Origin of the sequence: Nostocoides jenkinsii Ben 74 (assembly GCF_001046875.1) — a bacterium.
GTDB classification, from domain to species: Bacteria; Actinomycetota; Actinomycetes; order Actinomycetales; family Dermatophilaceae; genus Nostocoides_A; species Nostocoides_A jenkinsii.
The window spans coordinates 410,107-435,853 of sequence record NZ_HF571038.1; the positions used below are offsets into that span (position 1 = coordinate 410,107).

The window sequence follows — 25,747 nt, forward strand, 5'->3', positions numbered from 1 at the left end:
CTCGGGAGCAGTCACTACGTTGGGCAGTCACTACGTGGGGCAGTCACTAGGGTCACGTCATGACGTATGACGTGGCGGCCGTCCGAGCGCACTTCCCCGCGTTGGCCGAGGGGGCGGCGCACTTCGATGCCCCGGGCGGCACGCAAGCGCCCCGTTCCGTGGGCGACGCGGTGGCGCGGACCTTGACCAGCGCAATTGCCAACCGCGGCACGATCACCCGGGCCGAGCGGCGCGCGGAGGACGCGGTCGCGCACTGTCGCGCGGCACTCGGGGACCTTCTGGCGGCGGACCCACGCGGGGTCGTCGTGGGTCGGTCGATGACCGATCTGACCTACGACTTCGCGCGGACGTTGGCCAAGGGGTGGCAGCCCGGTGACGAGGTCGTGGTGACCCGCCTCGACCACGACGCCAACGTTCGGCCGTGGGTGCAGGCAGCCGAAGCGGTCGGGGCACTGCCGCGCTTCGCCGATTTTGATCCGACGACGGGCGAGTTGGACCCCGGGGATATCGCCGCCCACCTCACCGCCAGGACACGGCTGGTCGCCGTGACCGCGGCCTCCAATTTGATCGGGACCATGCCCGACATCGCGGCGATTTCCAGCCTCGTTCACGAGCGCAGCGGCGCCCTGGTCTACGCAGACGGCGTCCACTACACCGCCCACGAGACGGTCGACCTTCCGGCGAGTGGTGCGGATCTCTGGGCGTGCTCGCCATACAAATTCCTGGGCCCGCACTGCGGCGTCGTGGTCGCCGACCCGGCCCTGCTGGAGCAACTCCAGCCCGACAAGCTGCTGCCCTCGACCACCGAGGTGCCGGAGCGCTTCGAACTCGGGACACTGCCATACGAACTCATGGCGGGGGTCACCGCGGCGATCGACTTTCACGCCGACCTCGCCGGGACGCGCGCCGGCAGCCGGCGCGATCGGTTGATCGCGGCCTATGCGGCCATCCATCGGCATGAGCGGCACCTGCGCACGCTGCTGGAGGAGACGCTGCGTGACCTGCCGGGGGTGACGGTCTATTCCAACGCCCAACGGCGAACTCCCACACTGCTTTTCACGGTTGCCGGCTGGGACAGCCAGGCCCTGCGCGCCGAACTCGCCACCCGCGAGATCAATGCGCCCGCCGGCAACTTCTATGCCATCGAGTGCTCGCGTCACCTCGGGCTAGGCGATGCGGGCGGCGTACGGGTGGGCCTCGCGCCTTATACCGACGAGGACGACATCGGCCGCCTGCTGGACGCCCTGCGCGACCTGCTCCTGTGACGACGCGGTGAGTGCTCCTGTCAGGGGCCACTGTCGGCGCCCCGCATTAGGCTGACAAGGTGCCTCAGCATCGCAATCCCATCCTGATCACCGGCTGCTCGACCGGCATCGGTCGCGCGAGTGCCGACCTGCTGGTCAAGGCCGGCTACACGGTTTACGCGACCGCCCGACGCGAGGAGAGCCTCGCCGAGTTGGCCGCGGCGGGGGCGCGCACCATACGACTGGATGTGACCGACGAGGAGTCGATGCGAGCCGCGGTGGCGACCGTGTCGCAGGCGCACGGCAGCGTCGGGACCCTGATCAACAATGCGGGCTATGGCGAGTACGGCACCATCGAAGAGACCGACCTCAACGCCGTGCGCCGCATGTTCGAGACCAATGTTTTCGGCCTGGCCCGACTGACCCAACTGTGCCTGCCCGGCATGCGGGCGGCCGGCGGCGGCCTCGTCCTCAACGTGGGGTCGATGGGCGGGCGGATCGCGTTCCCGGTGGGCGGCTACTACCACGCGACCAAGTACGCCGTCGAAGGTCTGACCGACGCCCTACGCAACGAAGTGCGCGAGTTCGGCATCGCGGTGAGCCTGATCGAGCCGGGCCCGATCCGGACGAATTTCGAGGAGAGCATCAATTCCTCTGCGGCCGTGGACAATCCGAACTCTCCGTATGCCGCACTGGTCACCAAGGTCCAGGCCGTCAACGCCGACGCCTATGCCAGCAAGGTCCTGTCCGTCGGCCCGGAAGCCGTGGCCCGCACCATCCTCAAGGCGGTCGAGGCGCAGGCGCCCAAGTCGCGCTACCTGGTCACGCCGGCCGCGCGGGCGATGGTGCATGCCCGACGGCTCGGCGGCGACCGCGTGTGGGACGCGATCATCGGCCGGCAGTTCCGCTGATCCATGGTCGCCCTCGTCCCACCGCTGAGCGCCCCGGTCGAGCCCGGAGAGGCGTTGCGGCGCATTGCCTTTCTGCTCGAACGCACCCGCGCCGGGTCCTACCGTGTCGAGGCGTTCCGGAAGGCGGCGGCCACGATCGCGGCGTTGCCAGCCGGGGAACTCGCGACGCGGCATACGGCTGGGTCGGTCCAGGAGTTGCCCGGCATCGGCAAGGCGACTGCGGGCGTTATCAGCCAGGCGCTCGACGGCGAGTTGCCCGCCTACCTCGCCACGCTCCAGGACAGCGCGGGCGCGCCGCTGGTGGAGGGTGGGGAGGAGTTGTATGCCGCGCTCCGCGGCGATTGCCACAGCCACTCCAACTGGTCCGACGGCGGCTCCCCGATCGAGGAGATGGTGCTCACGGCCGTCGAGACGGGGCACGACTGGCTCGTCCTGACCGATCACTCCCCGCAACTTCGGGTGGCCAACGGGCTGTCCGTCGAGCGGCTGACGAAGCAGATCGCGATCGTGGATGCCATAACGGCGTCGTTGAGCGGGACCTTCACGCTGTTCAAGGGGATCGAGGTCGACATCCTCGACGACGGCTCGCTTGATCAGACGCCGGCCATGTTGGCCAAGCTCGACCTCGTCGTCGCCAGCGTGCACTCGAAGCTGAAGATGAATCGTGTTCCGATGACCAAGCGGATGGCTGCGGCCGTGCGCAATCCGCGGGTCAACGTCTTGGGCCACTGCACCGGCCGACTCGTGACGGGCAGCCGCGGCACCCGGGCGCAGAGTGAGTTCGACGCGCGGGCAGTGTTCGAGGCGTGCGCGGAGTCCGGCACGGCGGTCGAGATCAACTCCCGTCCCGAGCGCTGCGACCCGCCGGACGAGTTGATCCTGCTGGCCAAGGACATCGGTTGCCTGTTCAGCATCGACTCCGATGCTCATGCGCCCGGGCAACTCGATATGAAGGCGTATGGCGCGCAGCGCGCCGAGCGTCTTGGCATCTCCGCTGAGCGGATCATCACCACGTGGAGCGCAGACCGGTTGCGGGATTGGGCAGCGCCTGAGCCATGACCGCCCCAGCCCCAGCCAGCCCAGTCCTGGCACAGGAGCCCCAGCCACAGCAGGATCCGGTTTGGGGACACTCGGTTTGGAGTTCCGCGGGGTGACCCTTATGCTTTCGGAGTCCTCGACGGATCACCGAGCCCGAGCTCGCAAGCGGCCGGGGTCCCGAGTGGATCGGGTCCCCATCGTCTAGCGGCCCAGGACTCCGCCCTTTCACGGCGGCAACACGGGTTCGAATCCCGTTGGGGATACGCAAGGCCTTGCACGTCAAGGCCCCGTAGCGCAGTTGGTTAGCGCGCCGCCCTGTCACGGCGGAGGTCGCGGGTTCGAGTCCCGTCGGGGTCGCAGTTGAATGCGAACGCAGTCAGATGAACACGGGCGGTCTCCCTCGGGAGGCCGCCCGTTCTTCGTCTTCGCTTGTTCGTCTCCGCCCCATTTCGGCGCGGGCGGGACGCGGGTCTACATTTCGGGTGAACAGAAGGTGAATCAGACAGGGGTTTTCGGTGAACGGCGAGACTGGCCAGGCAGGCGGTGCGGGGACCGACGCCGACGAGCCCATGCCGCCGCGAACCGTCCGCCCGCTGGGTGATCTGACGCTCCGGCGCGCCCGACCCATGCGGCCGGTGCGGCCCAAGCGACGGCTCGGCGGCGAGACCAACGTCCCGTTTGCGCAGCACCTCGACCCGGTTCCCAGCGTCACCCCCGCAGGCGAACTCGCCCGTCACCACGCGATCGACTACGACCTCAACCCCCAGCGCACACCTTGGGTTGTCCAAGTGCTAGCCGCAGCCACCCCCGGCCTCCACTTCCTCACCAAGCGCTATGACCGGGCCTGGCTGCGAGGCGACGTCATCGCGGGGCTGGCCGTCGCGGCATACCTCATCCCCCAGGTCATGGCCTATTCGGCGATTGTCGGGGTGCCGCCTGTCTACGGGCTCTACACCGCGCTGGTGGCGCTGGTCATCTATGCCTTCATGGGCAGCTCCCGCATTCTGTCTGTCGGCCCGGAGTCGACGATCGCGCTGCTCACGGGCGCAGCCGTCGCCCAAGTGGCCGGCCCCGGTGCGGACCCGGCGCGGATCATCGCCATGAGTGCGGCACTGTCGTTGCTGATCGCGGCCTGGCTGTTCCTCGCGCGTATCTTCCGCCTGGGTGTCTTGGCCGACCTGCTCTCGCAGCCACTGCTGGTCGGCTACCTCGCGGGCGCCGCGATCCTGATGGTCGTCGGCCAGCTCGGCAAGCTCACCGGGACCGATGTAGGGGGACACTCCATCATCGAGCAAGCACGCTCGTTCCTCGCCCACATCGGTGCCACCCACCCGATGACCTTCTATGTCGCCGCAGCGACCACCGCCTTCATCTTCCTCATCCACTGGCTGCGGCCGCGGTGGCCCGCGGCGCTGATCGCCGTCACCTGCGCCACCATTGCGTCCGCCACGATGAACCTCGCCGACCAGGGCGTGCGCGTCGTCGGCGACGTCCCCAACGGCTTGCCCCTGCCCAGTCTCCCACTGCTTTCGGCGACCGAATGGCAGGCCCTCGCGCTCCCCGCCCTCGGCGTGGCCCTGCTGGCCTACAGCGACAACATGCTCGCCGCCCGCGGCTTCCCCTCGCCCGAGATCGCCGGCGAACGTCCCAGCGAGCGCGCCGTCGACCCGCAGGTCGAACTCGTCGCCCTCGGCGGGGTCCACGCCGGCGTCGGCCTCTTCGGCGGCTTCCCGGTCTCCTCCTCCGGCTCCCGCACCGCCCTGGCGCTGAGTTCCCGCGCGCACTCCCAGGTCTATTCGCTCGTCTCGGCCGTATGCGTCGTGCTGGTCCTTCTCATCGCCGGTCCCCTCATGGCGCAACTCCCCCAGGCGGCGCTCGGAGCCGTCGTGCTGTATGCCGCGACCAAGCTCATCAAGGGCAGCGAAGTCCGCAGGATGTGGCGCTTCCGCCGCCGCGAGGTGCTGCTCGCCGGCGTCACCCTTGTCGGGACGATCTGGCTCGGCTTGCTGATGGGCATCGGCGTCGCCATCGCCATTTCGCTGCTGGAAATGGCTCAGCGGCTCGCCCGCCCGAAGGACGCCGTCCTCGGCCGTGTCCCCGGCCTCGCCGGGATGCACGACACCGCGGACTACGCCGACGCCGAAACCCTGCCCGGCCTGGTGATCTACCGCTACGAGGCCCCGCTCTTCTTCGCCAATGTCGGCGACCTGCTTCGTCGGGCCCAGCGCGTCGTGGACAAGGAGTTCGCGTCCTACCCCGAAGCGCCGCCGCGCTGGTTCATCCTGAACGTCGAGGCCAACACCGAGGTCGACATCACCGCCTGTGACGGATTGAAGGACCTGCACGCCGACCTCGCGGCGCAGGGCGTGCGCCTGGGCTTGGTGCGCCTTCGCCAAGACCTCTACATTCCGCTGCGCAAGGCAGGGGTCGTGGACGTCATCGGCGAGGACATGCTCTTCCCCACGTTGCCCGTCGTCGAGGAGGCCTATGTCGCCTGGGCCGGCACCCACCTCGTGCCCGCGCAACCCGCGCCGGAACCGGTCGGACAGGACGAGGAATAGGCCGCTTTGGTGGCCCCACGGCATCCGGGTATAGTTGCCGGGCCGGAGCGATCCGGCGCCTCGGCTAGGTAGCTCAGTTGGTACGAGCATCCGACTGAAAATCGGAAGGTCGACGGTTCGACCCCGTCCCTAGCCACGGCAAGACACAGGCCGTGGATCAACGATCCACGGCCTGTGGTCAGTCTTGGGCAGTGTCGGGATTCTGCGCCCACAAGTCCGGCCCGAAGACCTCGTAGTGGATCCGCTCTGGACTGACACCCTTGGCAATCAACGCCTTTCGGGCCGCATTCATAAAGGGCAAGGGCCCGCACATGAACACGACGGCGTTCTCCGGGATGTCCTCGCCGCTGAGGTCCATCGTCCCGGCCTTGGCCGGGTGCAGCGTTGGGGCGGACTCGGCACCGACTTCATACCAGTTTTGCGCCCTCGCATCGGTCATCGCAAGCACCTGACGGCGCAGAGCGGGATAAAGCGTGTGGGTGGTGTGGGAATGATCAGCGTGGAACAGCCGCACGGTCCTGTCCGGCTGACGTCGCGAGAGGTCTTCAAGAATCGCGGCCACCGGCGTGATCCCGATGCCAGCGCTGACCAGAACCACCGGGTCGTCGGAGTCGTCCAGAACGACGTCACCGCAAGGCTGTGAGACGTCCAGACGCGTCCCCGGTATGGCGTTATCGCCCAACCAGTTCGACACCTCGCCATCTGGCGCGCCGTCGATGCCGTGCACCCGCTTGATCGTCACCCTGATCGTGTCACCACGTGGGCCGGAAGAGATGGTGTATTGCCGCGGTTGACGCTTGCCGCCCGGCAGGTCCACGCCGAGGGCCACATATTGCCCGGTGCGGTGTCGCGGAGCTTCTCCGCTGACCGGAGCGAGGAGAAGCGAGAAGATGTCCTCACTCTCCTCCTCCCGCTCGACGACGCGGTAGGTCCGCCACGGGTTCGCAGGATCAGTGCCGCCGAGAGCATAGAGCTTGGCCTCCTCCGCGATGAGAGCGCACCCGAAGAGCCAATAGACCTCGTCCCAGGCAGCAGCCACTTCCGGAGTGACGGCATCGCCGAGGACGGCACCGACTGCCTTCATCAGGTGATGACCGACGATCGTGTATTCCTGCGCTTGGATGCCCAAAGAAACGTGTTTGTGCGCGATCCGGGCAAGGACCGGCGTGAAGTCCGGGGCGTTGGGATCGATGAGGTTGACGGCGTAGGCAACCACCGAGGCAGCGAGGGCCTTCGGTTGCTCCCCGATGGCCTGGTTTGCCGCGTTGAAGACGCGCATCAGTTCCGGGTGCGCGGCGAACATGTCGGGATAGAACGCGCGGGTGATGGCTTCGGCGTTCTCCGCGACGGCTGCGGCCGTGGCACGGACAACTGCTTCAGAAGCCGGAGACAACTTCATGGTGATCCCCCTGTGAAGTGGATAGTCCTGACCTGAAGACACTATCGAATGACACCATTACGTGCGACTGATCGTGCGACTGATCCCGCGGGTCAGCGCCCCCACCGGGCCAGGACGTAGAGCACGCCGTATGGATCACCCGACCACACCACCCGCGCCGACCCGGGCTGGGGAAGACAGCGCGCCAACACCTGCAGCGCCGCCCAACCGGTGAGCCAGAGGTCCGCGCACAAGGCCGGGTCGAGGGCGCGCAGCGCCGCGTCGTCGCCGGAAGCCAGGGCCGCGAGCACCCCGTCGTCCACGGCCGCCGCCCGCGGGTCCAGGTGCCCGGGCGCCTTCTCCGTCCGCTTGGCGCTCAGATCGGCGGGTATGAGAAGCACTGTCGCCGAGGCAGGCACCCCGGCCACAGCGGCGACAGCCGCCTCGATCTCATCGGGGCAGGCATCGAATGGCAGGTCCACGGACCGCACTGACCCGGCCCACCCCACTTGGGCGAGCAGCAGGCGCCCGACCCGCTCCCCCACCGATCCTTTCGTATGTCGCGCGGCCCGCTCCCGCCCGGACACCACCACCACCTGTGCCTTCGGATGCCGGGCGAGCAGGTCGGCCAGTGCCGCAGCCGAGCGCTCCCGGATGGCCGCGGCGGGGTCAGCGGCACCGACATACTCCGGCAGTTGCATGGGCGGCGAGGGCAACACCAAGGCCGCGATGACGCCGGAGATCGGCTCCGCACCCTCGGTAACCGGGCCTGTCATCCCCACCTCAGCCATCCTTACGCCCATCACTGCAACCCTCGCGTCGTGATGGCGGGCGGCCGCTCGCCGGCGATGGTCGACACCATGTCGAGCACCTGCCGGGTCTCGGCGACTTCATGCACGCGATAGACCTGTGCGCCGAGCCAGGACGAGATCGCCGTCGCCGCCAGCGTCCCGGTCAGCCGCTCCCCAACGGGTCGGTCCAGCGTCTCGCCGACAAAGTCCTTGTTGGACAACGAGACCAGCACCGGCCACCCCGTCCCGACGAGCTCGCCGAGCCGCCGGGTGGCCTCCAGCGAATGCCAGGTGTTCTTGCCGAAGTCGTGCGCCGGATCGATCAGGATGCGGTCGCGGGCGACCCCCACGGCGACGGCTCGTTCCGCCTGTCCCACAACGGATTCGAGGATGTCGGCGACGACATCGTCATACTCCACGCGGAACGGCCGGGTGCGTGGGGTGACCCCGCCCGTGTGCGTGCAGACCAGCCCCGCGCCGAACTCCGCCGCCACCGACGGAAGGTCCGGATCGGCCCCGCCCCAGGCGTCGTTGAGCAGGTCCGCCCCCTCGGCGCAGACGGCACGCCCTACCTCGGCGCGCCACGTGTCCACCGAAATCACCAGCTCCGGGTATGCCGCACGCACCCACCCCACGAAGTCCACCACCCGGGACATCTCCTCGGCGGCGTCGATCTCGGCGCCCGGTGCCGCCTTGATCCCGCCGATGTCGACGATGTCGGCTCCCTCGTCGACGACCTGCCGCACGCGGTCCTTGGCCGCGTCCGCCGCCCAGGTCGCCCCCTTGTCATAGAAGGAGTCGGGGGTGCGATTGACGATGGCCATCACGAGGCGGGAGTGCGCGGCATACGTATGCCGCCCGAGCCGGAACTCGACCATCACTCGCCTCCGCGCCGATAGCCGGGAACGTCGCAAGCGGGTGGGCGCTCACCGATCGCAGGGCGGCGCACGTGCGGCTCGAAACCCGCTGCGCCGCGGACGAATTGGGTCAGCTCGACGTGGGTGGGCACAGCCGGCACCGGCCGCACTCCGCAGCGCGCCTCTGCGGCGGCGAGCACCTGGACGGCCATCGGTCCCAGGGTGTCGTGGCGGCGATTGCGATGGGCCCGCCGCCCGAGGTCGACCTGCGCGATGGCGCCCGCGCCGAAGCGGTCGGCGATGTCGATCAGGGCGGCGATCTCCACGCCATACCCGGTCGGCACGGAGAGGGAGGCGAAGACGTCCCGTCGGATCGCCCACTCCCCGGCCAGCGGCTGGACGATGCCGCACAGCGCCGGCCGGTGCAGCGCGATAAGGGGCCGGGCGACCAGTTCGGTGACCCGTCCACCGGACTCGGCCTCCTGGCCCGCGGCGTCGAGCAGTGGGCGGTCGTAGACCGCTTTCACCAGCTGCACCGTCGGGTCAGTCAGCAGGGGCCCGACGAGGCCGGGGACGAAGTGGCTCCCCCACTCCACCAGGTCGGCGTCGATAAACGCGAGGACGTCGCCGGTGACGACGTGCAACGCCTTCCACAGGGCCTCGCCCTTGCCCTCGGCGGGCCCCAGGTCCGGTCGAATGTCCTTGGCGGAGTGAACAATCGCGCCCGCGGCTCGGGCCACCTCAACCGTGTCGTCCACGGAGTCGCTGTCGATCACGACCAATTCATCGATCAGCGGTGTCTGCTCCACCCAAGCGTGCCGCAGCGCCGCCACAACGTCGCCGACGCTGTCTTGCTCGTCCCGGGCCGGGATGACAACGCTCAGCCGCTGGTCCCCCTTGGCGGCCAACAACGACTCGACCGGATAGTCCGACCAGCGCCGGATCGGTGGCACGGCGGGTTCGGTCACGTCTGCCACTGTAACCACCGGCCGCCGAGCCCGAGCCTCGTTCGTGGGCTGCCCCCGCCCGTGGGGTGTCTTAGATCTTGCGGGCTTCCCAGGGCCGGTAGTCCGCGAGTTGGGCCAGCAACCGGCGCCCGGTCGGTTCGAGCCGGCCGTCGAGGACCGCGACGATCGTCCACGCCCGATACCGGGCCAGCATCATCGCGCGCCGCCGCGCCACATAGTCCGCCCACTCCCCGGCGAAGTCCCACTCGTCTTCCGGAATGACCAGTTCCACCGGATAGCCGTATGCCCGGGCCGCCCCGAACGCCGGCTGGTCCAGCAGGAGCACGGGCCGGAACCCGCGCGTCTCCGCTTGCAGGTCGGAGACCTCCGCGAGGACGTCGTCGAGGTGGTCACCGGCGCCGATGGCGTCGATGACGATGATCGGCAACCGCTCGGGCTCGGCGAGCCCCGCCAAGGGCTTGCCCGCGTCGAGGAAGACGACCGGCACGGCCGCGTCCCAGGCGAAAACCCGCGTGGCGACATCGACCAGCACCCGATTCCCTTGCACCGCACCGAAAACGCGGTCGGTGGCGCTGGTCAGGCGGTCCGAGTTGCGGATCGTGCGCGCCGTCGCCTTGAGCCAATTCGGGGCACTCACGACCTCAGCACCTCCATCAAACGGGCGGCGCCGGCGGCGGCGCCATTGCCGGGATCGGCCGCGACCGCGCGGTCGGCCATCTCTCGGCCGTGATCGAGCAATCGCCACAACGCCTGGCTGACCGAGTCGACCGTGACATGCTCCAACCGGACCGACCAGCCCTGGTCCGCGGCATACCGAGCCCGCGCGTCCTGGTCGTCCAAGGACGTATGCCGATTGGGCACGAACGCCGTGGGGATGCCAAGGCGCAGCAACTCGTGGAAGGAGTTGTAGCCCGCGGCCGCGATGACCACGTCGAAGGCGGAATAGCACGGGGCCAGCGGGTAGGCCCGAACCGCGTGCACATCCCCGCCGACGGCGGACCGGGCGATGTCGACCTGGGTGACGGCTACCGCGCACCCGGCGGCCCGCAGCGCGGCCGCTGCCGCACCGACGTCACCGCTGGTGTCATTGATATTGCCGGCGCCGAGGGCGATCAGGCCGATGGGGCCGTCGGCCGGCAACCCGAGACGGGCCCGGGCTTCGGCGCGCGGCAGCAATTCGTCGCGGTCGGCCAGCGTCACCGGTCCCACCCGGTGGGCGAGGGCACTCGCGGACGCACCCTCGTCATACGGAGCCGCGAGGTCACCGGGCTCGATCACCTCGTCGAACCACGAGGTCTTGGCCAGCTGATCGACGTTGAGTCCGGGCTTCCACATTCCTCGTCGCGACCACACCCAGCGCGTGTCCGGGAAGGCCGCCCGTGCCGCATCGATGCCGGTGTAGGGGTGGGTTCCGTCGAAGACCACGAGGTCGGGCGCGACCCGGCCGATCGTCTCGATGAGGCGCTCTTCGAAGAGCGGCTGCCACGCCGAGGCCGCCATCCCCAGGGACCCGGCCGAGGGAAGGTATTCGTAGCGGTAGCCGTACTGCGCGACCACCGGGACCGCCTGGGACATCGACAACACGTAGCGACGGACGTCTTCGGGGAGGCGCGCGGCATACGCCAGAAGGCGGGTGAGGTGACCCATGCCGGCGCCATTGCTCGACATCAGGAGTACCAGGGGTGCAGAGGACGTCATGGTGCGCCGATCATCCCACGCGACCCCACTCCCGACGACCTCATCGGCAGGTCCCACCTGAGCTAGAATTTCCGGCGGCGTCCGGTGACCTGCCGCGCCTCCCCGAAGTTCTAGGAGTTGCGCATGTCCGTCGACGTCGCCATCGTCGGTCTCGGTTATGTCGGTCTGCCGCTGGCTCAAGAAGCGTCCCGGGTCGGCCTGAAAGTGCTCGGATTCGACATCGGCCAGCGGGTGGTCGACGGGCTCAACTCCGGCAAGTCCCACGTCGACGACCTCTCCGACGCCGACATCGCCGAGATGCAGGGGGCCGGGTTCGAGGCCACGACCGACTCCTCCCGCCTCGCCGACGCCAAGACGATCGTCATTTGCGTGCCGACGCCCCTGTCTGAGGACGGAGGCCCCGACCTGGGCCCGGTCGTCTCGGCGGTCACCACGATCCGCGACAACCTGCAGAAGGGCATGCTCGTCATCCTCGAGTCGACGACCTACCCCGGCACCACCGACGAGGTCGTCCGCCCGCTCCTAGAGGAGACCGGCCTGATCGCCGGCCAGGACTTCCACCTGGCGTTCTCCCCCGAGCGCATCGACCCGGGCAACGAGAAGTTCGGCGCCAAGAACACCCCGAAGGTCGTCGGTGGCCAAACGCCCGCGTGTGGCGACGCCGCCGCCGCGTTCTATGGGCAGTTCGTCGACACCGTCGTGCGCGCCAAGGGCACCCGCGAGGCGGAGACCGCCAAGCTGCTTGAAAACACCTACCGGCACATCAACATCGCCCTCGTCAACGAGATGGCGCGGTTCTGCCACGACCTCGGCATCGACCTGTGGGATGTCATCAACGCCGCCAAGACCAAGCCGTTCGGCTTCCAGGCTTTCTATCCCGGCCCGGGCGTCGGCGGCCACTGCATCCCGATCGACCCCAACTACCTGAGCCACAATGTGCGGGCCCGCCTCGGCTACCCGTTCCGGTTCGTGGAGTTGGCGCAGGAGATCAACGCCGGTATGCCGGACTATGTGGTCACGCGCGCGCAGAACCTCCTCAACGACGACGCCAAGGCGATGCGCGGGTCGACCATCCTGCTGCTCGGCGTGACCTACAAGCCCAATATCGCCGACCAGCGCGAGAGCCCGGCCGTCCCCTTGGCCAAGCGGTTGGCCGAGAAGGGCGCGACCGTGAAATATCATGACCCGCACGTCACGGAGTGGCGCGCCCTCGGGGACCGCGCCAGCCGGGCCGACGACCTGGACGCGGCCGTCGCCGCCGCCGATCTCGTCATCCTGCTGCAGAACCACCGCGACTACGACGTCGACGCCTTGGCCGCCAAGAGCCAGCGCTTCTTCGACACCCGCGGTGTGGCCACCGAGGGCGAGAAGGTCGCTCGCCTGTGACCCCTGGCTCGCCGGGGGACACTCCTCCCCCGGCGCTGAGCCCGCAGGAGGCCGCAGCGCTGGCTAAGGCGCACGGCCTGACTCCGCTCGGCGCGCGCCCGGCGTTCGGCGACTACGTGCGCTCGATCTGGCGTCGCCGCTCGTTCTTGTGGACGTTGTCGCAGGCCGAGGCCGCGGAGAAGAACGCCGAGGACCGCCTCGGCATGCTCTGGACCTTGCTCAACCCGCTGCTGCTGGTGGTGAGCTATTTCCTGATCTTCGGGCTGCTGCTCGACACCAAACGCGGCGTCACGAACTTCATCGCCTTCCTCTCCATCGGGGTCGTCGTCTTCGGCTACAGCTCCGCCGCGATCACCAAGGGCACTAAGGCCATCGTCGGCAATATGGGCCTGGTTCGGGCCCTGCGCTTCCCGCGGGCGCTGCTGCCGCTGTCGGTCACGCTGACCGAGTTTCTGATGACGTTGCCGGCGATGGCCGTGCTGCTGGTCGTCATGCTCATCACGCACGAGCCCCTGACCTGGCGCTGGCTCCTGTTGCCGGTGGCGCTCGGCATACAGACCGCCATCTTGGCCGGGCTGGTGCTGATGGGTGCCCGCCTGGTCAACGTCGCCCGCGATATCGGGAACCTCATCCCGGTGGTCATCCGGCTGCTGCGCTACATCTCCGGCGTCTTCTTCAGCATCGATCGGTATGCCGAGCACCACCCGACCGTGCAGGCCTGCCTCAGCCTGCAACCCCTCGCCCTGCCGATGGATCTCGTGCGTCAATGTCTGATGGCGGAGTTCCCGGTCAAACCGCTGGAGTGGTTCGTCGGCCTGGGGTGGGCGGTCGTCCTGCTTGGCGCCGGTTTGTGGATCTTCTGGCGAGACGAGGCGAACTATGGCCGCGCCTGAGCCGAAAGACAGCACCCCTGCCGTCATTTGCTCGCACGTCGACATCACGTATCGGGTCCAAGGCGCCAAGAAGATGGGCCCGGTCGCCGACGAGGACGACGAGTCGCTGTTCAAGAACCTCTTCAGCCGCGGCCGGGAGCTCGCCACGATCCAGAGCGTCGAGGCCGTCAAGGACGTCTCCTTCGTGGCCTATCACGGCGAATCCATCGGGATCATCGGGCGCAACGGCTCCGGCAAGTCGACCTTGCTGCGATCCATCGCGGGCCTCATCCCGCCGACCCGCGGCCGCATCTGGATCTCCGGCGAGCCGTCCCTCCTGGGCGTCAACGCCGTCCTGATGAGCAAGCTCAGCGGCGAGCGCAATATCTACATCGGCGGCCAGGCGCTCGGCCTCACCCGCGCCCAGATCAAGGAGCGCTTCGCCGACATCGTCGACTTCTCCGGCATCGGCGACTCGGTCTACCGGCCGATGAAGACCTACTCCTCCGGGCAGGCCGCGCGGCTCCGGTTCGCCATCTCCACGGCCGCCACCCCCGACATCCTGATGATCGACGAGGCGCTCGCCACCGGCGACGCCGACTTCAAGGAGCGCAGTTCGGCCAAGGTGGCCGAGATCCGGCAGCAAGCCTCAACCGTCTTCCTCGTCTCCCACTCCAACTCCACGATTCGCGAGTTGTGCTCGCGAGTGCTGTGGATGGAGAAGGGCGTCCTCCTGGCCGACGGGCCCACCGAGGAGGTCGTCGCGGCATACGAAGCGACGCTGCCCAAGAAGAAGCCGCCGGCCAAGCCGAAGCCCCTGCCCCCCGCGGAGGCCTGAGTGCCGCGCATCCTCGTCGTCACCGTCGTCCACGACCCCGAGGACTCCCGAATCCGGCATCGGCAGATCCCGGCCCTCCTCGCCGACGGCTGGCAGGTGACGTATGCCGCGCCCTTCCGCGCCTATCACCGGCCCGAACCGCTGCTGCCTGGACTGCGCACCATCGACCTCCCCCGGGCGGTCGGCCGGGACCGGACCCGCGCCAATCGGATCGCCCGGGCGCTGATCAAGGCGGAGGCGGGCGAGCACGATCTCGTGCTCGTCCACGATCCCGAGCTCGTGGCCGCTGCCAGCGGGCTGCGGCTGCGCAATCTCGTGTGGGACGTCCACGAGGACCCGGCCGCGGCCTTGGTTGCCAAGGACTGGCTCCCCGGTCGCGCCAAGGGCGTCATCGGTGGCGCCTGGCGAGCGACGGAGCGCCTGACCGAGCGCCGGCATCGGTTGCTGCTGGCTGAGTACGACTATCAGTCGCGGTTCGCCCGTCCCCACCCGGTGGTGCCGAACACCGTGCGCGTGCCTGCCGACGTGCCCGAACCAGGTTTGGACCGCGTGGTCTATCTGGGCACCGTCACCATGGCCCGGGGAGCCGCCGAGATAGCGCGAGTGGCCGAAATCGTCGCGACGTCGACCGATGGAGGGTGCCGTCTGGAGGTCATGGGCGGGGCGCGGGATGCCGAGTCGAGCCGTCTGCTGAGCGCCGCAGCCGAGGCTGGGCATCTGGTGTGGCACGGCTTTGTGCCGAGTGATGTTGCCCTGGCCAAACTGCCTGGCGCCTTGGCCGGGCTGTCCCTGCTGCACAACCTGCCGAACTATCGGCATTCACGCCCGACCAAGATCGTCGAGTACATGGCGCACGGGGTTCCCTGCATCACCACGCCCCTGCCCGTCGCGGTCGAGTTGGTCGAGAGCGCGGGTGCGGGCATTGTCGTGCCCTTCGACGACCCGGAGGCGGCCGCGGCGGCGATCCTCGCCCTCCGCGCCGAGCCTGACCAAGCCCGGGCGTATGGTGCGGCCGGACACGCGGCGGCGCGCGCGGCATACGACTGGAACACCGCGGGACCGGCGTTCACGGCGACGCTGCGGGGATTCCTGCCGCGCTAGAGGCCCGTTCAGGACCTCGGCGACTCCGTGGCGGCCGCCCCGGGCGGGTAGTGGCCCCGGGTCGGGACGGGCGCCGCCGGAGCCAACCACGTCGTGGCGGCGTCCGTCCACGGCACCTGGGCCTGGGTGCCGTCGGCGCAGGTGACGGAGATGTTGTCACCGGTGACGGGGAAGATCGGTGCCTGGGTGAAGCCCCAGACAGGGCCGTCATAGGACCCGCCCGGCGCCTTCGGGGAGTTGTCGAGGAAGAGCAGCATCAGGTAGCGCCCCGGCTGTGGGTTGGCGTCCGGCGTCACGCCCTCCCACAGCCGAAAGGTGCCGGTCGGGGCGTCGCCGGGCGGGCCGGGGATCACCGCGACAGCCTTGGCGTCGGTCCAGCCGTGGCCGGCGGTCATTCCAAAGGTTAGGTCGGCCGTCGGCGCCCCCGAGATGTCCACGACCACGGCCTCGTGAAAACCCTTCTGGATCAACCCATTCGCCTCCGCCAATGCGTCGCGGACACACTGCGGCGCGCTCGCGGCATCGGTATCGGAGGCGAAGGCCGGTGCCGGGGCGACCGGGCTCGCGCGGAAGGCCCCGGCACCGATGGCGAGGCCGGCAACCGCTAGGGCGGAGCCCGCGGCCCCGCCACTTCGCAACCATGTGCGCCGCCGCAGCCGCTTCTGGCCGGCCCCGACCACCGCGGCCAGCGGTGCGTCAAAGTTCTCATCGGCGACGATCTCGTCGAAGGCCTGCTTGAGATCGGTCATGGCCGAGCCTCCGCGGTGGTGGTTATGGCGGTCGTGTCGTCAGTGACGGGGTCGCCGAGGGCCAAGCCCCCGGCGCGCAGGGCGGCGAGGCCGCGGGATATCCGCGACTTCACGGTGCCAGGGGCACAGTCGAGCGCCTCGGCGATCTGGGATTCGGTCAGGTCCGCATAGAACCGCAGCACCAGCACCGCCCGCTGCTCAATCGGCAGGTCACGCAGGGCATCGCGGACGGTCACCCGGGTGGCCGGGTCACCGCGTGGGTCGCCGCGGTGGTCAGGCCCATGCGCCTGCTCGGGCAGGTCGCCGTGCGGCACCTCCCCGCTCCACCGTCGCTTCCGGTCCCGGATGAGGAGCCGGACCATCGTCGTGCGCACGTACGCCTCCCCCGCCGCCAACTCACGGACCTTCGGCCAGGCCACGTAGGTACGGATCAGCGCCTCCTGGAGCAGGTCCTCCCCGCTCGCCCGCGCCCCGGTGAGGAGCATCGCGGTGCGCGCCAGCGCGGCATACCGACTGGTGACGAAGGCGTCGAAGTCGCCCCGATCCGCCATGCCACCCCTCATCTCGTATGGCCGTGCCACCCACCCGGCGCACGTCTCACCCTGATAGAGCACCGAGCAGGCGAGAAACGTTCCCGAGCCGGCTGAGCCGGGGCTGGGTTGAGGGCGCGGGTTGAGGGAGCGGCCTTCAGAAGACGACGACCGTGCGGCCCATCGGCATGAGATCGCGCGACCAGATCATGTCCATCGCCGAGTTGCTGACGCGGGCGCACCCGTGCGAGGCCGGGTAGGCCGGGACGGACGTGTAGCCGTGGACGGCGATGCCGCCGACGAAGTACTTCGAGCGGTAGAGCGTGCCGAGCGGCCCGTGATCGAGGCCGTTGACCTCGTGAATCACACTGAACGTGCCCTTCGGGGTGATCGCGGTCTTGGTGACGCCCTGGCTCACATAGGTCTCGCCGCTGCCCGTGCTGGTGTTGAGAATGGCGACGATGCGCGAGTTCTCGACGACAGTCAGGACCTGGTTAGCCAAGCTGATCTGAACCGCATTGCCGCTGACGACGAGCTTCGGCACCACCCCACGCTCGAGTGCCGCGCGGGTGGCCGGCCCGTAGACCCCGTCCCGGCCGAGACCGGCGGTCTTCTGCAGGGCCATGACCGCCTGCTGGGTGAGGTAGCCATACTCACCGTCGGGCGTCCCGAGCCAATAGCCGAGGGCGCTCAGTCGCTGCTGCATGCGCTGCACCGCCGGCCCCTTGTCACCCGACTTCATCGTGCTCGAGTCGGTCAACGGGGGCTTGGTCGGGGTTGTCGGTGGAGTCGTCGTTGACGTCGGAGTCGGCTTCGGGCTGGGCGAGGTGCTGCTCGGGCTCGGGCTCGTGGTGCTGGACGAACCGGACGTCGAGGGCGTGCCAGAAGTGGGCCTGCCCGAGGTGGAGGTGCCAGAGGTAGACGTGCCAGAGGTAGACGTGCCAGAGGTGGAGGTACCAGTCGTGGAAGTGCCAGAGGTGGACGTACCGGTCGAGCCACCACCGGTCGACGTGCTCGCACTGGTGCTCGTTCCCAGCGCGGTCGAACTCGTCGAGCCTCCCGGAGCCGCCGTACAACCGGCCAATGCGCCCGCCGCGACCAATGCCACCATCCACCGTGCCTGCTGCTTGCCCATGATCGTCCCCGCCTTCGTCTTGGCCCACCGGCCTGCTGTTTCGCCCGCCGCGCGGGCCGTCACACCTGTTCAGACGCCATGCGCCGGGGGCGGGTTGTCAGGTGGCTGATTACGAACCGGTCACGGCGCGGCATACGACGTGGATCACGGCGGGATGAGTGGGTGCGCGGAATCTTCGCGTGACCATGTAGCGTTATCCCCACGACAAACACACTTCGCGAGACCGCTCCGCAAGCCTGATCGTGCGCCAACCGGCGACCAGGCAGACGATGCCGCCTCGCTAGACGACACAAGGGGGTCACGCCATGGGGCGCGGCCGGGCCAAAGCCAAGCAGACCAAGGTTGCCCGGGAGTTGAAGTACTACTCCCCGAATACCGACTTGAGCGCGCTTGAGCGTGAACTGCACCAACCCTCCCACCTCGGGACGGCACAGCGTTATGCCGACGAGCCCGACGTGGACGAGGACGACGACTACGGTCGCTGGGCCTCCGGGCGACCCTAACCTCGATCGTTTGACGGCTCGATAGTTCGGCGCGCCAAAAGTTTGGCGCGCCGATCCCCGGTGACCGTCGATTTCTGGCACGCTCACGCTCATGAGTAGTCCAGCAGCACCCGGCGGTGTCGACCGGGTCCGCGCCCTCGGCGTCGAGACCACCGGCATCGAGATCATCGACGAGACCGAGCGCACCGCGCGCCCGGTCGACCTCTTCTGGCCGTGGTTCGCCGCGAACGTCTCGGTCTTCGGCATCTCGTATGCCGCGTTCGTCCTCGGCTTCGGCATCTCCTTCTGGCAGGCGGCGCTCGTCACGGTCATCGGCATCGTGATCAGCTTCGCCTTGTGCGGGGTGATCGCCATCGCCGGCAAGCGCGGGTCGGCCCCGACGATGATCTTGTCCCGCGCGCCGTTCGGCGTGACGGGACAGAAGATCCCCGGCGTCATCTCCTGGCTGGTCTCGATCGGCTGGGAGACGTTCCTGTCGATCATGGCGGTCCTGGCCACCGCGACCGTCTTCGAGCGGCTCGGCTGGGGCGGCGGAACCGGCGTCAAGATCGTCGCCGCCATCGTCGTCGCGGCGATGATCGTGCTCGCCTCCGTCGCCGGCTACCACATCATCATGCGGATGCAGTCCTATCTGACGTGGATCACCGGCATCGTGACGATCCTCTTCGTCGTCATCGCCGCCAAGCACGTCGACTGGGGCAAGGTCTCGGCGCTGCCCTCGGGCCCGTGGCAAGCCGTTGTCGGCGCCTTGGTCATGCTGATGACCGGCTTCGGGCTCGGCTGGATCAATATCGCCGCCGACTGGTCGCGCTATCAGCGCCGCGACGCCAATGGGTCGGCGATCGTCTTCTGGAACACCTTCGGCGGCGCCGTCGCCCCGGTTCTGCTCGTGCTCTTCGGCCTGCTCCTGGCCGGCTCGGATGACGCCGTGCGCGACGGCATCTCGGGCGACCCGATCGGTGCGCTGGCGCAGGTGCTGCCGACGTGGTTCCTCGTGCCCTTCCTCATCGCCGTGATCCTCTCCCTCGTCTCCGGGGCGGTCCTCGGCATCTACTCCTCCGGCCTGACGCTGCTCTCGCTCGGAGTCCGTATCCCCCGACCCGCCGCGGCCCTCGTCGACGGCGTGATCCTCACCCTGGGCACGATTTGGGTCGTCTTCTTCGCCGAGAACTTCCTCGGCCCGTTCCAGTCGTTCCTTATCACGCTGGGCGTGCCGCTGGCCGCCTGGGCGGGGATCATGATCGCCGACATTGCCCTGCGTCGCCGCGACTACGACGAGGAGTCGTTGTTCTCGGCTGCGGGCGTCTATCGGGCCTTCGACTGGGTCTCGATCGGGACGATGACGGTCATGTCGGTCCTCGGCTGGGGCCTGGTGGTCAACAACTTTGCCGCCGACGCGAGCTGGAACAACTGGCAGGGCTTCCTGCTGGAGCCCCTCGGGCTTGGCACCTGGAACGCCACCGACGGCTACTGGGAAGGCAACTGGCCCTACGCCAACCTCGGTGTCCTGCTGGCCCTCGTCGGCTCGTTCGTCATCACGTATGTGGCGCGCCGCAAGACCGTGGCCGACCAGGAGCAGGCCCGGGGAGGGGCCAGCTACGCGGGCCGTTCCCCCCTAGACGGTCGCTGAAGGGACGCGCGCTGATCATGGACGCCCACGGCCGCGACGACTGGCTGGTCATCATCGACCCGCAGGCGATCTTCGCCGACCCGGCCACCAGCGGCTGGGGTTCGCCGATGTTCGCCGAACGATTGCCGGCGATGGCGAGCCTCGCCGCGGCATACGGACGCGAACGCACGGTGATCACCCGCTTCGTCGCCGATCCCGGCCTCGGCGGGTCGTGGGCGAGCTACTACGACGACTGGGCATTTGCCCTAGTCCCCGACGACGACCCGCTGTATGCCGTGGCCCCCGCCCTCGACGGCCTCGCCGGCCAGGTGGTCACCGAGGCGACGTTCGGCAAGTGGGGTGCGCGGCTGCGAGCCGTCGTCGGGGAGCAGCCGCGGCTGACGCTCGCCGGCGTCGCCACCGACTGCTGCGTCATCGCGACCGCGTTGCCGGCCGCAGACGCGGGGGCGACCGTGCGGATCGCGGCCGACGCCTGCGCGGGGTCGACCCCGGAGAATCACCAGCGCGCCCTCGACGCGATGGCGCTCTTCGGGCCGCAGATCACGATCACGTAGGTGCCCGCGGATATCGACCGTCTCCAGGCCGCCCGCCCCTCGCGGGTCGCCGATCGGATCGCGATCGCCACCGATCCCGGGATCGTCGTGGGGGCGCTAGTGGCTTTCGTCGCCGCCTGGGCGACCCGGGCGGTGGGTCCGACGCTCGAGTGGAGCGCCGCCACGATCGCCTTCTGCGTGCTCCTGCCGTATGCCGCGCTCGCCCTCCTGCTGCGCTCCGGCCGCGTCTCCGACCGGCAGATCGTGCGGCGCGAGCAGCGGCTCGTGCCCGGGCTCGCGGCGTTGGCGTGTCTGGTGGCCGGGCTGGTGGCGCTGCGGTTCCTGGGAGCACCACGTGACCTGATCGTCCTGATGGTGGCCAATGTGGCCGGCCTGGTGACCCTGCTGACGATCTCGCGGTGGTGGAAGATCTCGCTGCACACCGCCGTGATCAGCGGTGCGGTCACGATCGTCGGGGAGGTGGTCGGGTGGCCGTGGGGGCTCGCCCTCACGCCGCTCGTCGCGGTGGTGGGGTGGGCGCGGTGGCGGGCCGGGCGGCATACGGTCCCCCAGGTAGTAGCCGGGGCCGCCGTCGGCGCCCTCGTGAGCGGGCTCGTGTTCGGTCTCGGCACGCGGGACCCGGTGCCGTCGTGGCGAGCCGTCCCGGTCTCGCTGCCGGGGCCGGTCACGGCGATGGCCCCGCTCGGCGACCGCCTCCTTCTGGGGACGTATGCCGTGGCCGCCCGCCCCCGCGTCGGTCTCCATCTCCTCGACCCGGCCCGGCCCGCGACACTCACGGCGGTGCCATTGGCGCCGAACTCGCCCTATGCGTACGAGGGGTCGTGGCGGTTCCTGGCCACGGATGGTCCGCGAGTGCTGGGCGTGGCCGGGGTGGTCGGTGGGGCGCACGGCAACGTGCGTTGGACGATCTGGCACGGTGACACAGGTGGTGCCACGGGTGATGGCGCGGGAGGTGCGGCAGGAGGGGACCCGGGTGGCGTGACCGAGACGGAGCAGCCGTTCTTCACCTTCGGCGGCTATGACATGGGTTCGCTGACTGGGGCAGGCATGGTCGGCGGCCGCGAGGTGATCTTCGGATCGTGGAAATCGGCCTCCAGCGGCCTCGACATCGCGACCTGGCAGGCCGGTGGGACCGAGGGCCCGGCGACGCAGTGGTCGCGCACGCAGTCACCTCCCGCGGCCTTGACCAGCACGCCGAGCGAACTCGTCTCCGCCGTTGCCGCGATCCCCGACGGGTCGGGGAGCACCATCTTGCTCGGCTCGACCACCCGGCTCGGGAACGGGGCGGTCACCACGGTCCCGAGCATCTGGACAGCCGAGTCGGCACGCGTCTGGACGCGCCACGACCTCCCCCGCCCGGCCGGCCTCGACGGCCTCGCCTGGGTCGAGGCCGGCATGTGCTCGCCGCGGGGGACGGCGACCGCTCCGCGATGCCTGCTCGCCGGGCGGGTCGGGGACCGGCTGACCGTGTGGACGTGGGACGGCGCCGCACCGAAGGGCGCTGCGGCCCACCTCCAGCCGGGCCCGGGCCGGCTGGTCACGCTGGCGGATGCCGATCGCATCGTGGGCGTGAGCCTCGCGGGCCGGCGGGCCTGGATCGCGCTGGCGCACACGACGGCGGGCGCATCGAGCCACCCGCAAGCCCGTGCAGGCGAGCCGGCCGGTGAGGTGGTGACGGCGCGGCATACGGATGGGGATGGCGGCTGGTCCGTCGCCCCAGCACCGGGGGGCACCCCGACCGCGCTGGCGACAGTCGGCAACCGCGTCTACCTCGCGACCGACGGCCCCGCCGGGCCCCGGCTGTGGGCGATGGGCTGACGTTCTCCCGTCAGAAATTCGACCCACTCGCAACTCATCCGTCCCAACCGTCACACACTTGTGCCTCGCTAGCGGATGCGAAGTGCGCGAAAGCGGGTTACGGTCGAAGGGCAGACAAAGACGGGCGGGACGCGCACGCCCCTCCCCCGTTCCACGAGAACCGGAGTGCGCCCCGCCGTGGTGAGGGGCCCTGGCGCCACCTGGGCAGGCGCCGGGGCCCCTCTTTTGCGCCCGCAATCTCCCGCCTCAGGTCTCCCGCCTCAGGCGCGGTAGTCCCCCACCAGTTGCACCGACCCGGCGTGCACGCCCTTGGCGCCGCGCACGATCTCCACCCCGTCCTCGATCTGCGCATCCTCGGCCGTCGTCACCTGCCCCAGAACCCATGCCCGTATGCCGCGCGCCCCCAACTGCGCGATCGCCGCCTCCACGGAGGCTTCCGGAAGCATCGCGACGAAGCCGACGCCCATGTTGAGCGTGCGCTCCAGATCGAGTCCCGGCACCGAGCCGAGCCGGCCGATCGTGGTGAAGACGGGCGGCGGGGTCCAGGTGGCCCGGTCCAACCGGGCGTGCAGGCCGGCCGGGAGCACGCGGGCGAGGTTGGCGACGAGCCCGCCGCCGGTGATGTGGGACAGCGCGTGCACCTCCACCCCCGGGGTGGCGATGAGGTCGAGGATGTCCGCGGCATACACCCGGGTGGGGGTGAGCAGTTCCTCCCCCAGGCTTCGGCCGAACTCCGCCACCTGCCGATCCAGCGCCCAGCCGGCCGCGGCGACGACGCGGCGCACCAGGGAAAAACCGTTGGCGTGCAAGCCGGACGACGCCAGCGCCAGCACCACGTCGCCGGCGACGATGCGCTCGGGGCCGAGGATCTCGGCATACTCCACGACGCCGGTCGCCGCCCCGGCGACGTCGTAGTCGTCCACCCCGAGCAAGCCGGGGTGCTCGGCGGTCTCGCCGCCGACGAGGGCTACCCGCGCCTGCGTGCACGCGTCGGCGATCCCGGAAACGATGGCCGCGATCCGCTCCGGAACGACCTTGCCGCAGGCGATGTAGTCCGTCATGAACAGCGGCTCGGCCCCGCAGACGACGATGTCGTCGACCACCATTCCGACCAGGTCGAAACCGATCGTATCGTGCCGATCCAGCGCCTGGGCGATGGCGACCTTGGTGCCGACCCCGTCCGTCGACGTGGCCAGGATGGGGCGGGTCATCCGAGCCAAGGTGGAGGCGTCGAACAGCCCGGCGAATCCGCCCAGTCCACCGACGACCTCTGACCGGGTCGCCCGCGCCACCGACGCCTTCATCAACTCGACCGCTTTGTCGCCCGCCTCGACGTCGACCCCGGCGGCGGCATACGTGATCGCTTCGCTCACCGGACCAGCCTAGGCGAGCCCACATGGCCGTGCTTGCGAGCCTTACTTGTGGACCACAACCCGGCCCTACTTGCGGGCCAACTCCGTCGTGGTCCGGTGGCCGGTCAGCCGGCGCCATGCCCAACTCGTCGGGACGTCGTCACCCGTGACCAGGTGCTGGATCACGGCCTCGTTGAAGAGGGTGTCGCGGATCGCGACATACCCTCGCCCGGGTGAGGCGACCAACAGGTCATCACCAGGCTGGAGCTCCATCGACTCCTCGGGCGCGGGCACGAGGCGACCGTTGCGGGTCAGCGCGAGCACCACCACGGGCGTGAAGGTCTCGCGATCGTCGGGATTGCGCAGCAGATCGCGGATCGTCAGCGGATCGTGCTGCAGCCAGCGGATGACGCCCGGAGCTTCGCGCTCGTTGAGGACCAGCCGCCAACCGTTGGGCGAGCCGGTCCCGCACCGCTCCACCAGCCGGTCCAGCAACTCCTTGGACCACGCGTCGGAATGGGTCCGGATGTTCTCCAGGAAGGCCCACATGCGCGGCGTCGAGATGCGCGCGAAGCACTCCCGGGCGACCAGATCGGTGGCGAGGAAGACGAGGTCGGGCGAGAACGCCTCATACAAGGGAGCAACGGCCGCGCGGCTTTGGCGCAAGCAGATGTAGATCTCCGGTGCCCGCCGCCGCACCTCGGCGCCAAGCGCGAGGTTGATTGTGTCGTTGTCAGAGCCCGCGACGAAGCCGACGATGCCGTCCACGTCGCCCACCCCGCACTCAGGATCGCCGAGCCGGACCGTGTAGCCCGCGGATTCGAGGTCGCGCTTCACCTCATCCCGGAAGACCCCCTGCGCGCACACCAGCCACGTTCCTCGAGGTATGCCGTGCGACTTGTCCGTCAGCGGCGTCCCCAGTGGCGCCATCAGCCAGAACATCAATTGCAAGGTGATGGGCCGGCGCAGGCCGAGGGTGAGATACATCCCGAAGCGGTCATAAGGGTTCAGGACGGCACTGGCGCCGAAGTCGCGCATCCCTTGGGCGAGATCGCGATCCTTCGACCAGGCGATGACGGGCAGACCGGGCCGCAGCAGGTGGACAGCCTGAACGATGCCGAGATTCGTCAGGTCGTCCCCCGTGAGGGCGAGCACCCCGGCGCACCGGCGATGGCCCAGCCCGGCGAGTCCGAGGATCGCCGCGTTCGCGGCATCGCCGGCGACCGCGGGTGGCTCCACGTCGATCTGGGCGGTCTCGATCTTGTCGATCCGGCTGGGGTCCCGATCGATGACCACGAAGCGCAGCCGCTTGGTGTCGAGGGCCTTGGCGACGCGGGCGCCGGCACCGCCATACCCGGCGATGATGTGGAATGGCTCGTCGATGCGCCGCACCTTGCGCCGGAACCGCTGCGCGGCAAGCGCATTGCGGAAGGCATCCTGCTGGATGAGCTGGATCGACATACCGACCGTGATCGCCCACGCCACGACGCTGGCGTAAATGCTGCCGGTGATCCACAGCCGCTGCTCAGTGGTGAAGGCATTGGGCACCTCACCGAAGCCGATGGTCGTGGCCGTGTAGCTCATCACGTAGAACGCTTCGAAGACCGTGAGGTGGTTGGGTTTGCCGTCGGCATCGACGCCCGGCGCAAGCGTCAACCCGATGACGGCGACCGTGAAGACGCTGACCAGGATGAGCAGCGGCATGCGCAGGCGCCGCAGGAGCAGGAACATCGCGTCGGTCGACGGCACCTCGCTGGGGATCGGCACCTCGACCTGCCGCAAGTGGCTGGTCCGGCGTCGCCGATGCTTGCCCAGGAGCAAGGGGGGAACCAC

At 69.3% G+C, this 25,747-nt stretch carries 24 protein-coding genes and 3 tRNA genes; 15 read left to right on the forward strand and 12 right to left on the reverse strand.

All coding sequences use genetic code 11. The features are described from left to right. Positions 1 to 59: 59 nt before the first annotated feature. The 7 genes from BN13_RS01840 to BN13_RS01870 all read left to right on the forward strand — a co-directional run bounded on the left by BN13_RS01840 (position 60) and on the right by BN13_RS01870 (position 5,890). Entirely contained in the window at positions 60 to 1,265 is a 1,206-nt protein-coding gene (locus BN13_RS01840) for a cysteine desulfurase-like protein (protein WP_048543957.1), read from the forward strand. Between the two features lie 59 nt (positions 1,266 to 1,324). Next, a complete protein-coding gene (locus BN13_RS01845) occupies positions 1,325 to 2,155 on the forward strand; it encodes an SDR family NAD(P)-dependent oxidoreductase (protein WP_048543959.1) in 831 nt (276 codons plus the stop codon). 3 nt (positions 2,156 to 2,158) lie between these two features. Beyond that, positions 2,159 to 3,214, forward strand: a complete 1,056-nt coding sequence (locus BN13_RS01850; protein WP_048543962.1) for a PHP domain-containing protein — start codon at positions 2,159 to 2,161, stop codon at positions 3,212 to 3,214. Positions 3,215 to 3,383: 169 nt separating this feature from the next. Further along, positions 3,384 to 3,456: transfer RNA gene (locus BN13_RS01855), tRNA-Glu, on the forward strand. Between the two features lie 20 nt (positions 3,457 to 3,476). Beyond that, a tRNA-Asp gene (locus BN13_RS01860) sits at positions 3,477 to 3,550 on the forward strand. A 158-nt stretch (positions 3,551 to 3,708) separates the two neighbouring features. Beyond that, the gene (locus tag BN13_RS01865; protein WP_235433902.1) at positions 3,709 to 5,754 is read left to right on the forward strand and encodes a SulP family inorganic anion transporter; all 2,046 of its coding nucleotides are present in this window, start codon (positions 3,709 to 3,711) and stop codon (positions 5,752 to 5,754) included. 62 nt (positions 5,755 to 5,816) lie between these two features. After that, positions 5,817 to 5,890 (forward strand) — tRNA-Phe (locus BN13_RS01870). A 42-nt stretch (positions 5,891 to 5,932) separates the two neighbouring features. Here the strand turns inward: BN13_RS01870 and BN13_RS01875 are convergent. The 6 genes from BN13_RS01875 to BN13_RS01900 all read right to left on the reverse strand — a co-directional run bounded on the left by BN13_RS01875 (position 5,933) and on the right by BN13_RS01900 (position 11,503). Further along, the gene (locus tag BN13_RS01875; RefSeq protein WP_048543964.1) at positions 5,933 to 7,153 is read right to left on the reverse strand and encodes a globin domain-containing protein; all 1,221 of its coding nucleotides are present in this window, start codon (positions 7,151 to 7,153) and stop codon (positions 5,933 to 5,935) included. Positions 7,154 to 7,245: 92 nt separating this feature from the next. Beyond that, the gene (locus tag BN13_RS01880) at positions 7,246 to 7,908 is read right to left on the reverse strand and encodes a class III extradiol ring-cleavage dioxygenase family protein (protein WP_048543966.1); all 663 of its coding nucleotides are present in this window, start codon (positions 7,906 to 7,908) and stop codon (positions 7,246 to 7,248) included. Positions 7,909 to 7,934: 26 nt separating this feature from the next. Continuing rightward, positions 7,935 to 8,801, reverse strand: coding sequence for a dihydropteroate synthase (gene folP / locus BN13_RS01885; protein WP_048543967.1), 867 nt, complete (start codon positions 8,799 to 8,801; stop codon positions 7,935 to 7,937). Beyond that, positions 8,801 to 9,748, reverse strand: a complete 948-nt coding sequence (locus BN13_RS01890; RefSeq protein ID WP_048548763.1) for a glucosyl-3-phosphoglycerate synthase — start codon at positions 9,746 to 9,748, stop codon at positions 8,801 to 8,803. Before BN13_RS01890 ends, folP begins: the two co-directional genes overlap by 1 nt. 70 nt (positions 9,749 to 9,818) lie before the next feature. Further along, on the reverse strand, positions 9,819 to 10,385 hold the full coding sequence (locus BN13_RS01895; protein ID WP_048543970.1) for a hypothetical protein: 567 nt from the start codon (positions 10,383 to 10,385) through the stop codon (positions 9,819 to 9,821). Continuing rightward, positions 10,382 to 11,503 carry a glycosyltransferase gene (locus BN13_RS01900; protein WP_235433903.1) on the reverse strand — a complete coding sequence of 374 codons (1,122 nt, stop codon included), beginning with the start codon at positions 11,501 to 11,503 and terminating at the stop codon, positions 10,382 to 10,384. Before BN13_RS01900 ends, BN13_RS01895 begins: the two co-directional genes overlap by 4 nt. Before the next feature lie 66 nt (positions 11,504 to 11,569). On the opposite strand from BN13_RS01900, the gene BN13_RS01905 reads away from it, so the two are divergent. Genes BN13_RS01905 through BN13_RS01920 form a run of 4 tightly spaced genes read left to right on the forward strand, consistent with a single transcriptional unit; the run spans position 11,570 to position 15,643 of the window. Next, complete coding sequence (locus tag BN13_RS01905; RefSeq protein WP_048543972.1) at positions 11,570 to 12,832, forward strand: nucleotide sugar dehydrogenase; 1,263 nt, start codon at positions 11,570 to 11,572, stop codon at positions 12,830 to 12,832. Further along, positions 12,829 to 13,725: an ABC transporter permease gene (locus tag BN13_RS01910; RefSeq protein ID WP_048543974.1), complete on the forward strand. Its 897-nt coding sequence runs from the start codon at positions 12,829 to 12,831 to the stop codon at positions 13,723 to 13,725. The genes BN13_RS01905 and BN13_RS01910 overlap by 4 nt, the downstream gene beginning before the upstream one ends. After that, on the forward strand, positions 13,712 to 14,542 hold the full coding sequence (locus BN13_RS01915) for an ABC transporter ATP-binding protein (RefSeq protein WP_048543976.1): 831 nt from the start codon (positions 13,712 to 13,714) through the stop codon (positions 14,540 to 14,542). Before BN13_RS01910 ends, BN13_RS01915 begins: the two co-directional genes overlap by 14 nt. After that, the gene (locus BN13_RS01920) at positions 14,543 to 15,643 is read left to right on the forward strand and encodes a glycosyltransferase (protein WP_048543977.1); all 1,101 of its coding nucleotides are present in this window, start codon (positions 14,543 to 14,545) and stop codon (positions 15,641 to 15,643) included. Between the two features lie 8 nt (positions 15,644 to 15,651). Here the strand turns inward: BN13_RS01920 and BN13_RS01925 are convergent, their stop codons facing one another. The 4 genes from BN13_RS01925 to BN13_RS01940 all read right to left on the reverse strand — a co-directional run bounded on the left by BN13_RS01925 (position 15,652) and on the right by BN13_RS01940 (position 18,037). Next, positions 15,652 to 16,392, reverse strand: a complete 741-nt coding sequence (locus tag BN13_RS01925; RefSeq protein WP_048543979.1) for a hypothetical protein — start codon at positions 16,390 to 16,392, stop codon at positions 15,652 to 15,654. Then, positions 16,389 to 16,943, reverse strand: coding sequence for a SigE family RNA polymerase sigma factor (locus tag BN13_RS01930; protein ID WP_048543981.1), 555 nt, complete (start codon positions 16,941 to 16,943; stop codon positions 16,389 to 16,391). Before BN13_RS01930 ends, BN13_RS01925 begins: the two co-directional genes overlap by 4 nt. A 136-nt stretch (positions 16,944 to 17,079) precedes the next feature. After that, complete coding sequence (locus BN13_RS01935) at positions 17,080 to 17,682, reverse strand: L,D-transpeptidase family protein (RefSeq protein WP_235433904.1); 603 nt, start codon at positions 17,680 to 17,682, stop codon at positions 17,080 to 17,082. Then, the gene (locus BN13_RS01940; protein WP_048543983.1) at positions 17,651 to 18,037 is read right to left on the reverse strand and encodes a hypothetical protein; all 387 of its coding nucleotides are present in this window, start codon (positions 18,035 to 18,037) and stop codon (positions 17,651 to 17,653) included. Before BN13_RS01940 ends, BN13_RS01935 begins: the two co-directional genes overlap by 32 nt. Before the next feature lie 325 nt (positions 18,038 to 18,362). On the opposite strand from BN13_RS01940, the gene BN13_RS01945 reads away from it, so the two are divergent. From BN13_RS01945 to BN13_RS19080, 4 genes are all read left to right on the forward strand, one after another. Beyond that, positions 18,363 to 18,560 carry a DUF3073 domain-containing protein gene (locus BN13_RS01945; RefSeq protein ID WP_048543986.1) on the forward strand — a complete coding sequence of 66 codons (198 nt, stop codon included), beginning with the start codon at positions 18,363 to 18,365 and terminating at the stop codon, positions 18,558 to 18,560. Positions 18,561 to 18,651: 91 nt separating this feature from the next. Continuing rightward, complete coding sequence (locus BN13_RS01950; protein ID WP_048543988.1) at positions 18,652 to 20,190, forward strand: purine-cytosine permease family protein; 1,539 nt, start codon at positions 18,652 to 18,654, stop codon at positions 20,188 to 20,190. Between the two features lie 17 nt (positions 20,191 to 20,207). Beyond that, positions 20,208 to 20,744, forward strand: coding sequence for a cysteine hydrolase family protein (locus BN13_RS01955; protein ID WP_048543991.1), 537 nt, complete (start codon positions 20,208 to 20,210; stop codon positions 20,742 to 20,744). Beyond that, entirely contained in the window at positions 20,745 to 22,562 is a 1,818-nt protein-coding gene (locus BN13_RS19080; RefSeq protein ID WP_053079692.1) for a phosphatase PAP2 family protein, read from the forward strand. It abuts the gene before it with no gap. Between the two features lie 260 nt (positions 22,563 to 22,822). Here the strand turns inward: BN13_RS19080 and purM are convergent, their stop codons facing one another. Together purM and BN13_RS01970 are read right to left on the reverse strand one after the other, a co-directional pair. Further along, positions 22,823 to 23,935 (reverse strand): phosphoribosylformylglycinamidine cyclo-ligase, encoded by a 1,113-nt coding sequence (gene purM, locus BN13_RS01965; protein ID WP_048543994.1) that lies wholly within the window; start codon positions 23,933 to 23,935, stop codon positions 22,823 to 22,825. A gap of 66 nt (positions 23,936 to 24,001) precedes the next feature. Continuing rightward, complete coding sequence (locus BN13_RS01970; RefSeq protein ID WP_048543996.1) at positions 24,002 to 25,747, reverse strand: NAD(P)-binding protein; 1,746 nt, start codon at positions 25,745 to 25,747, stop codon at positions 24,002 to 24,004.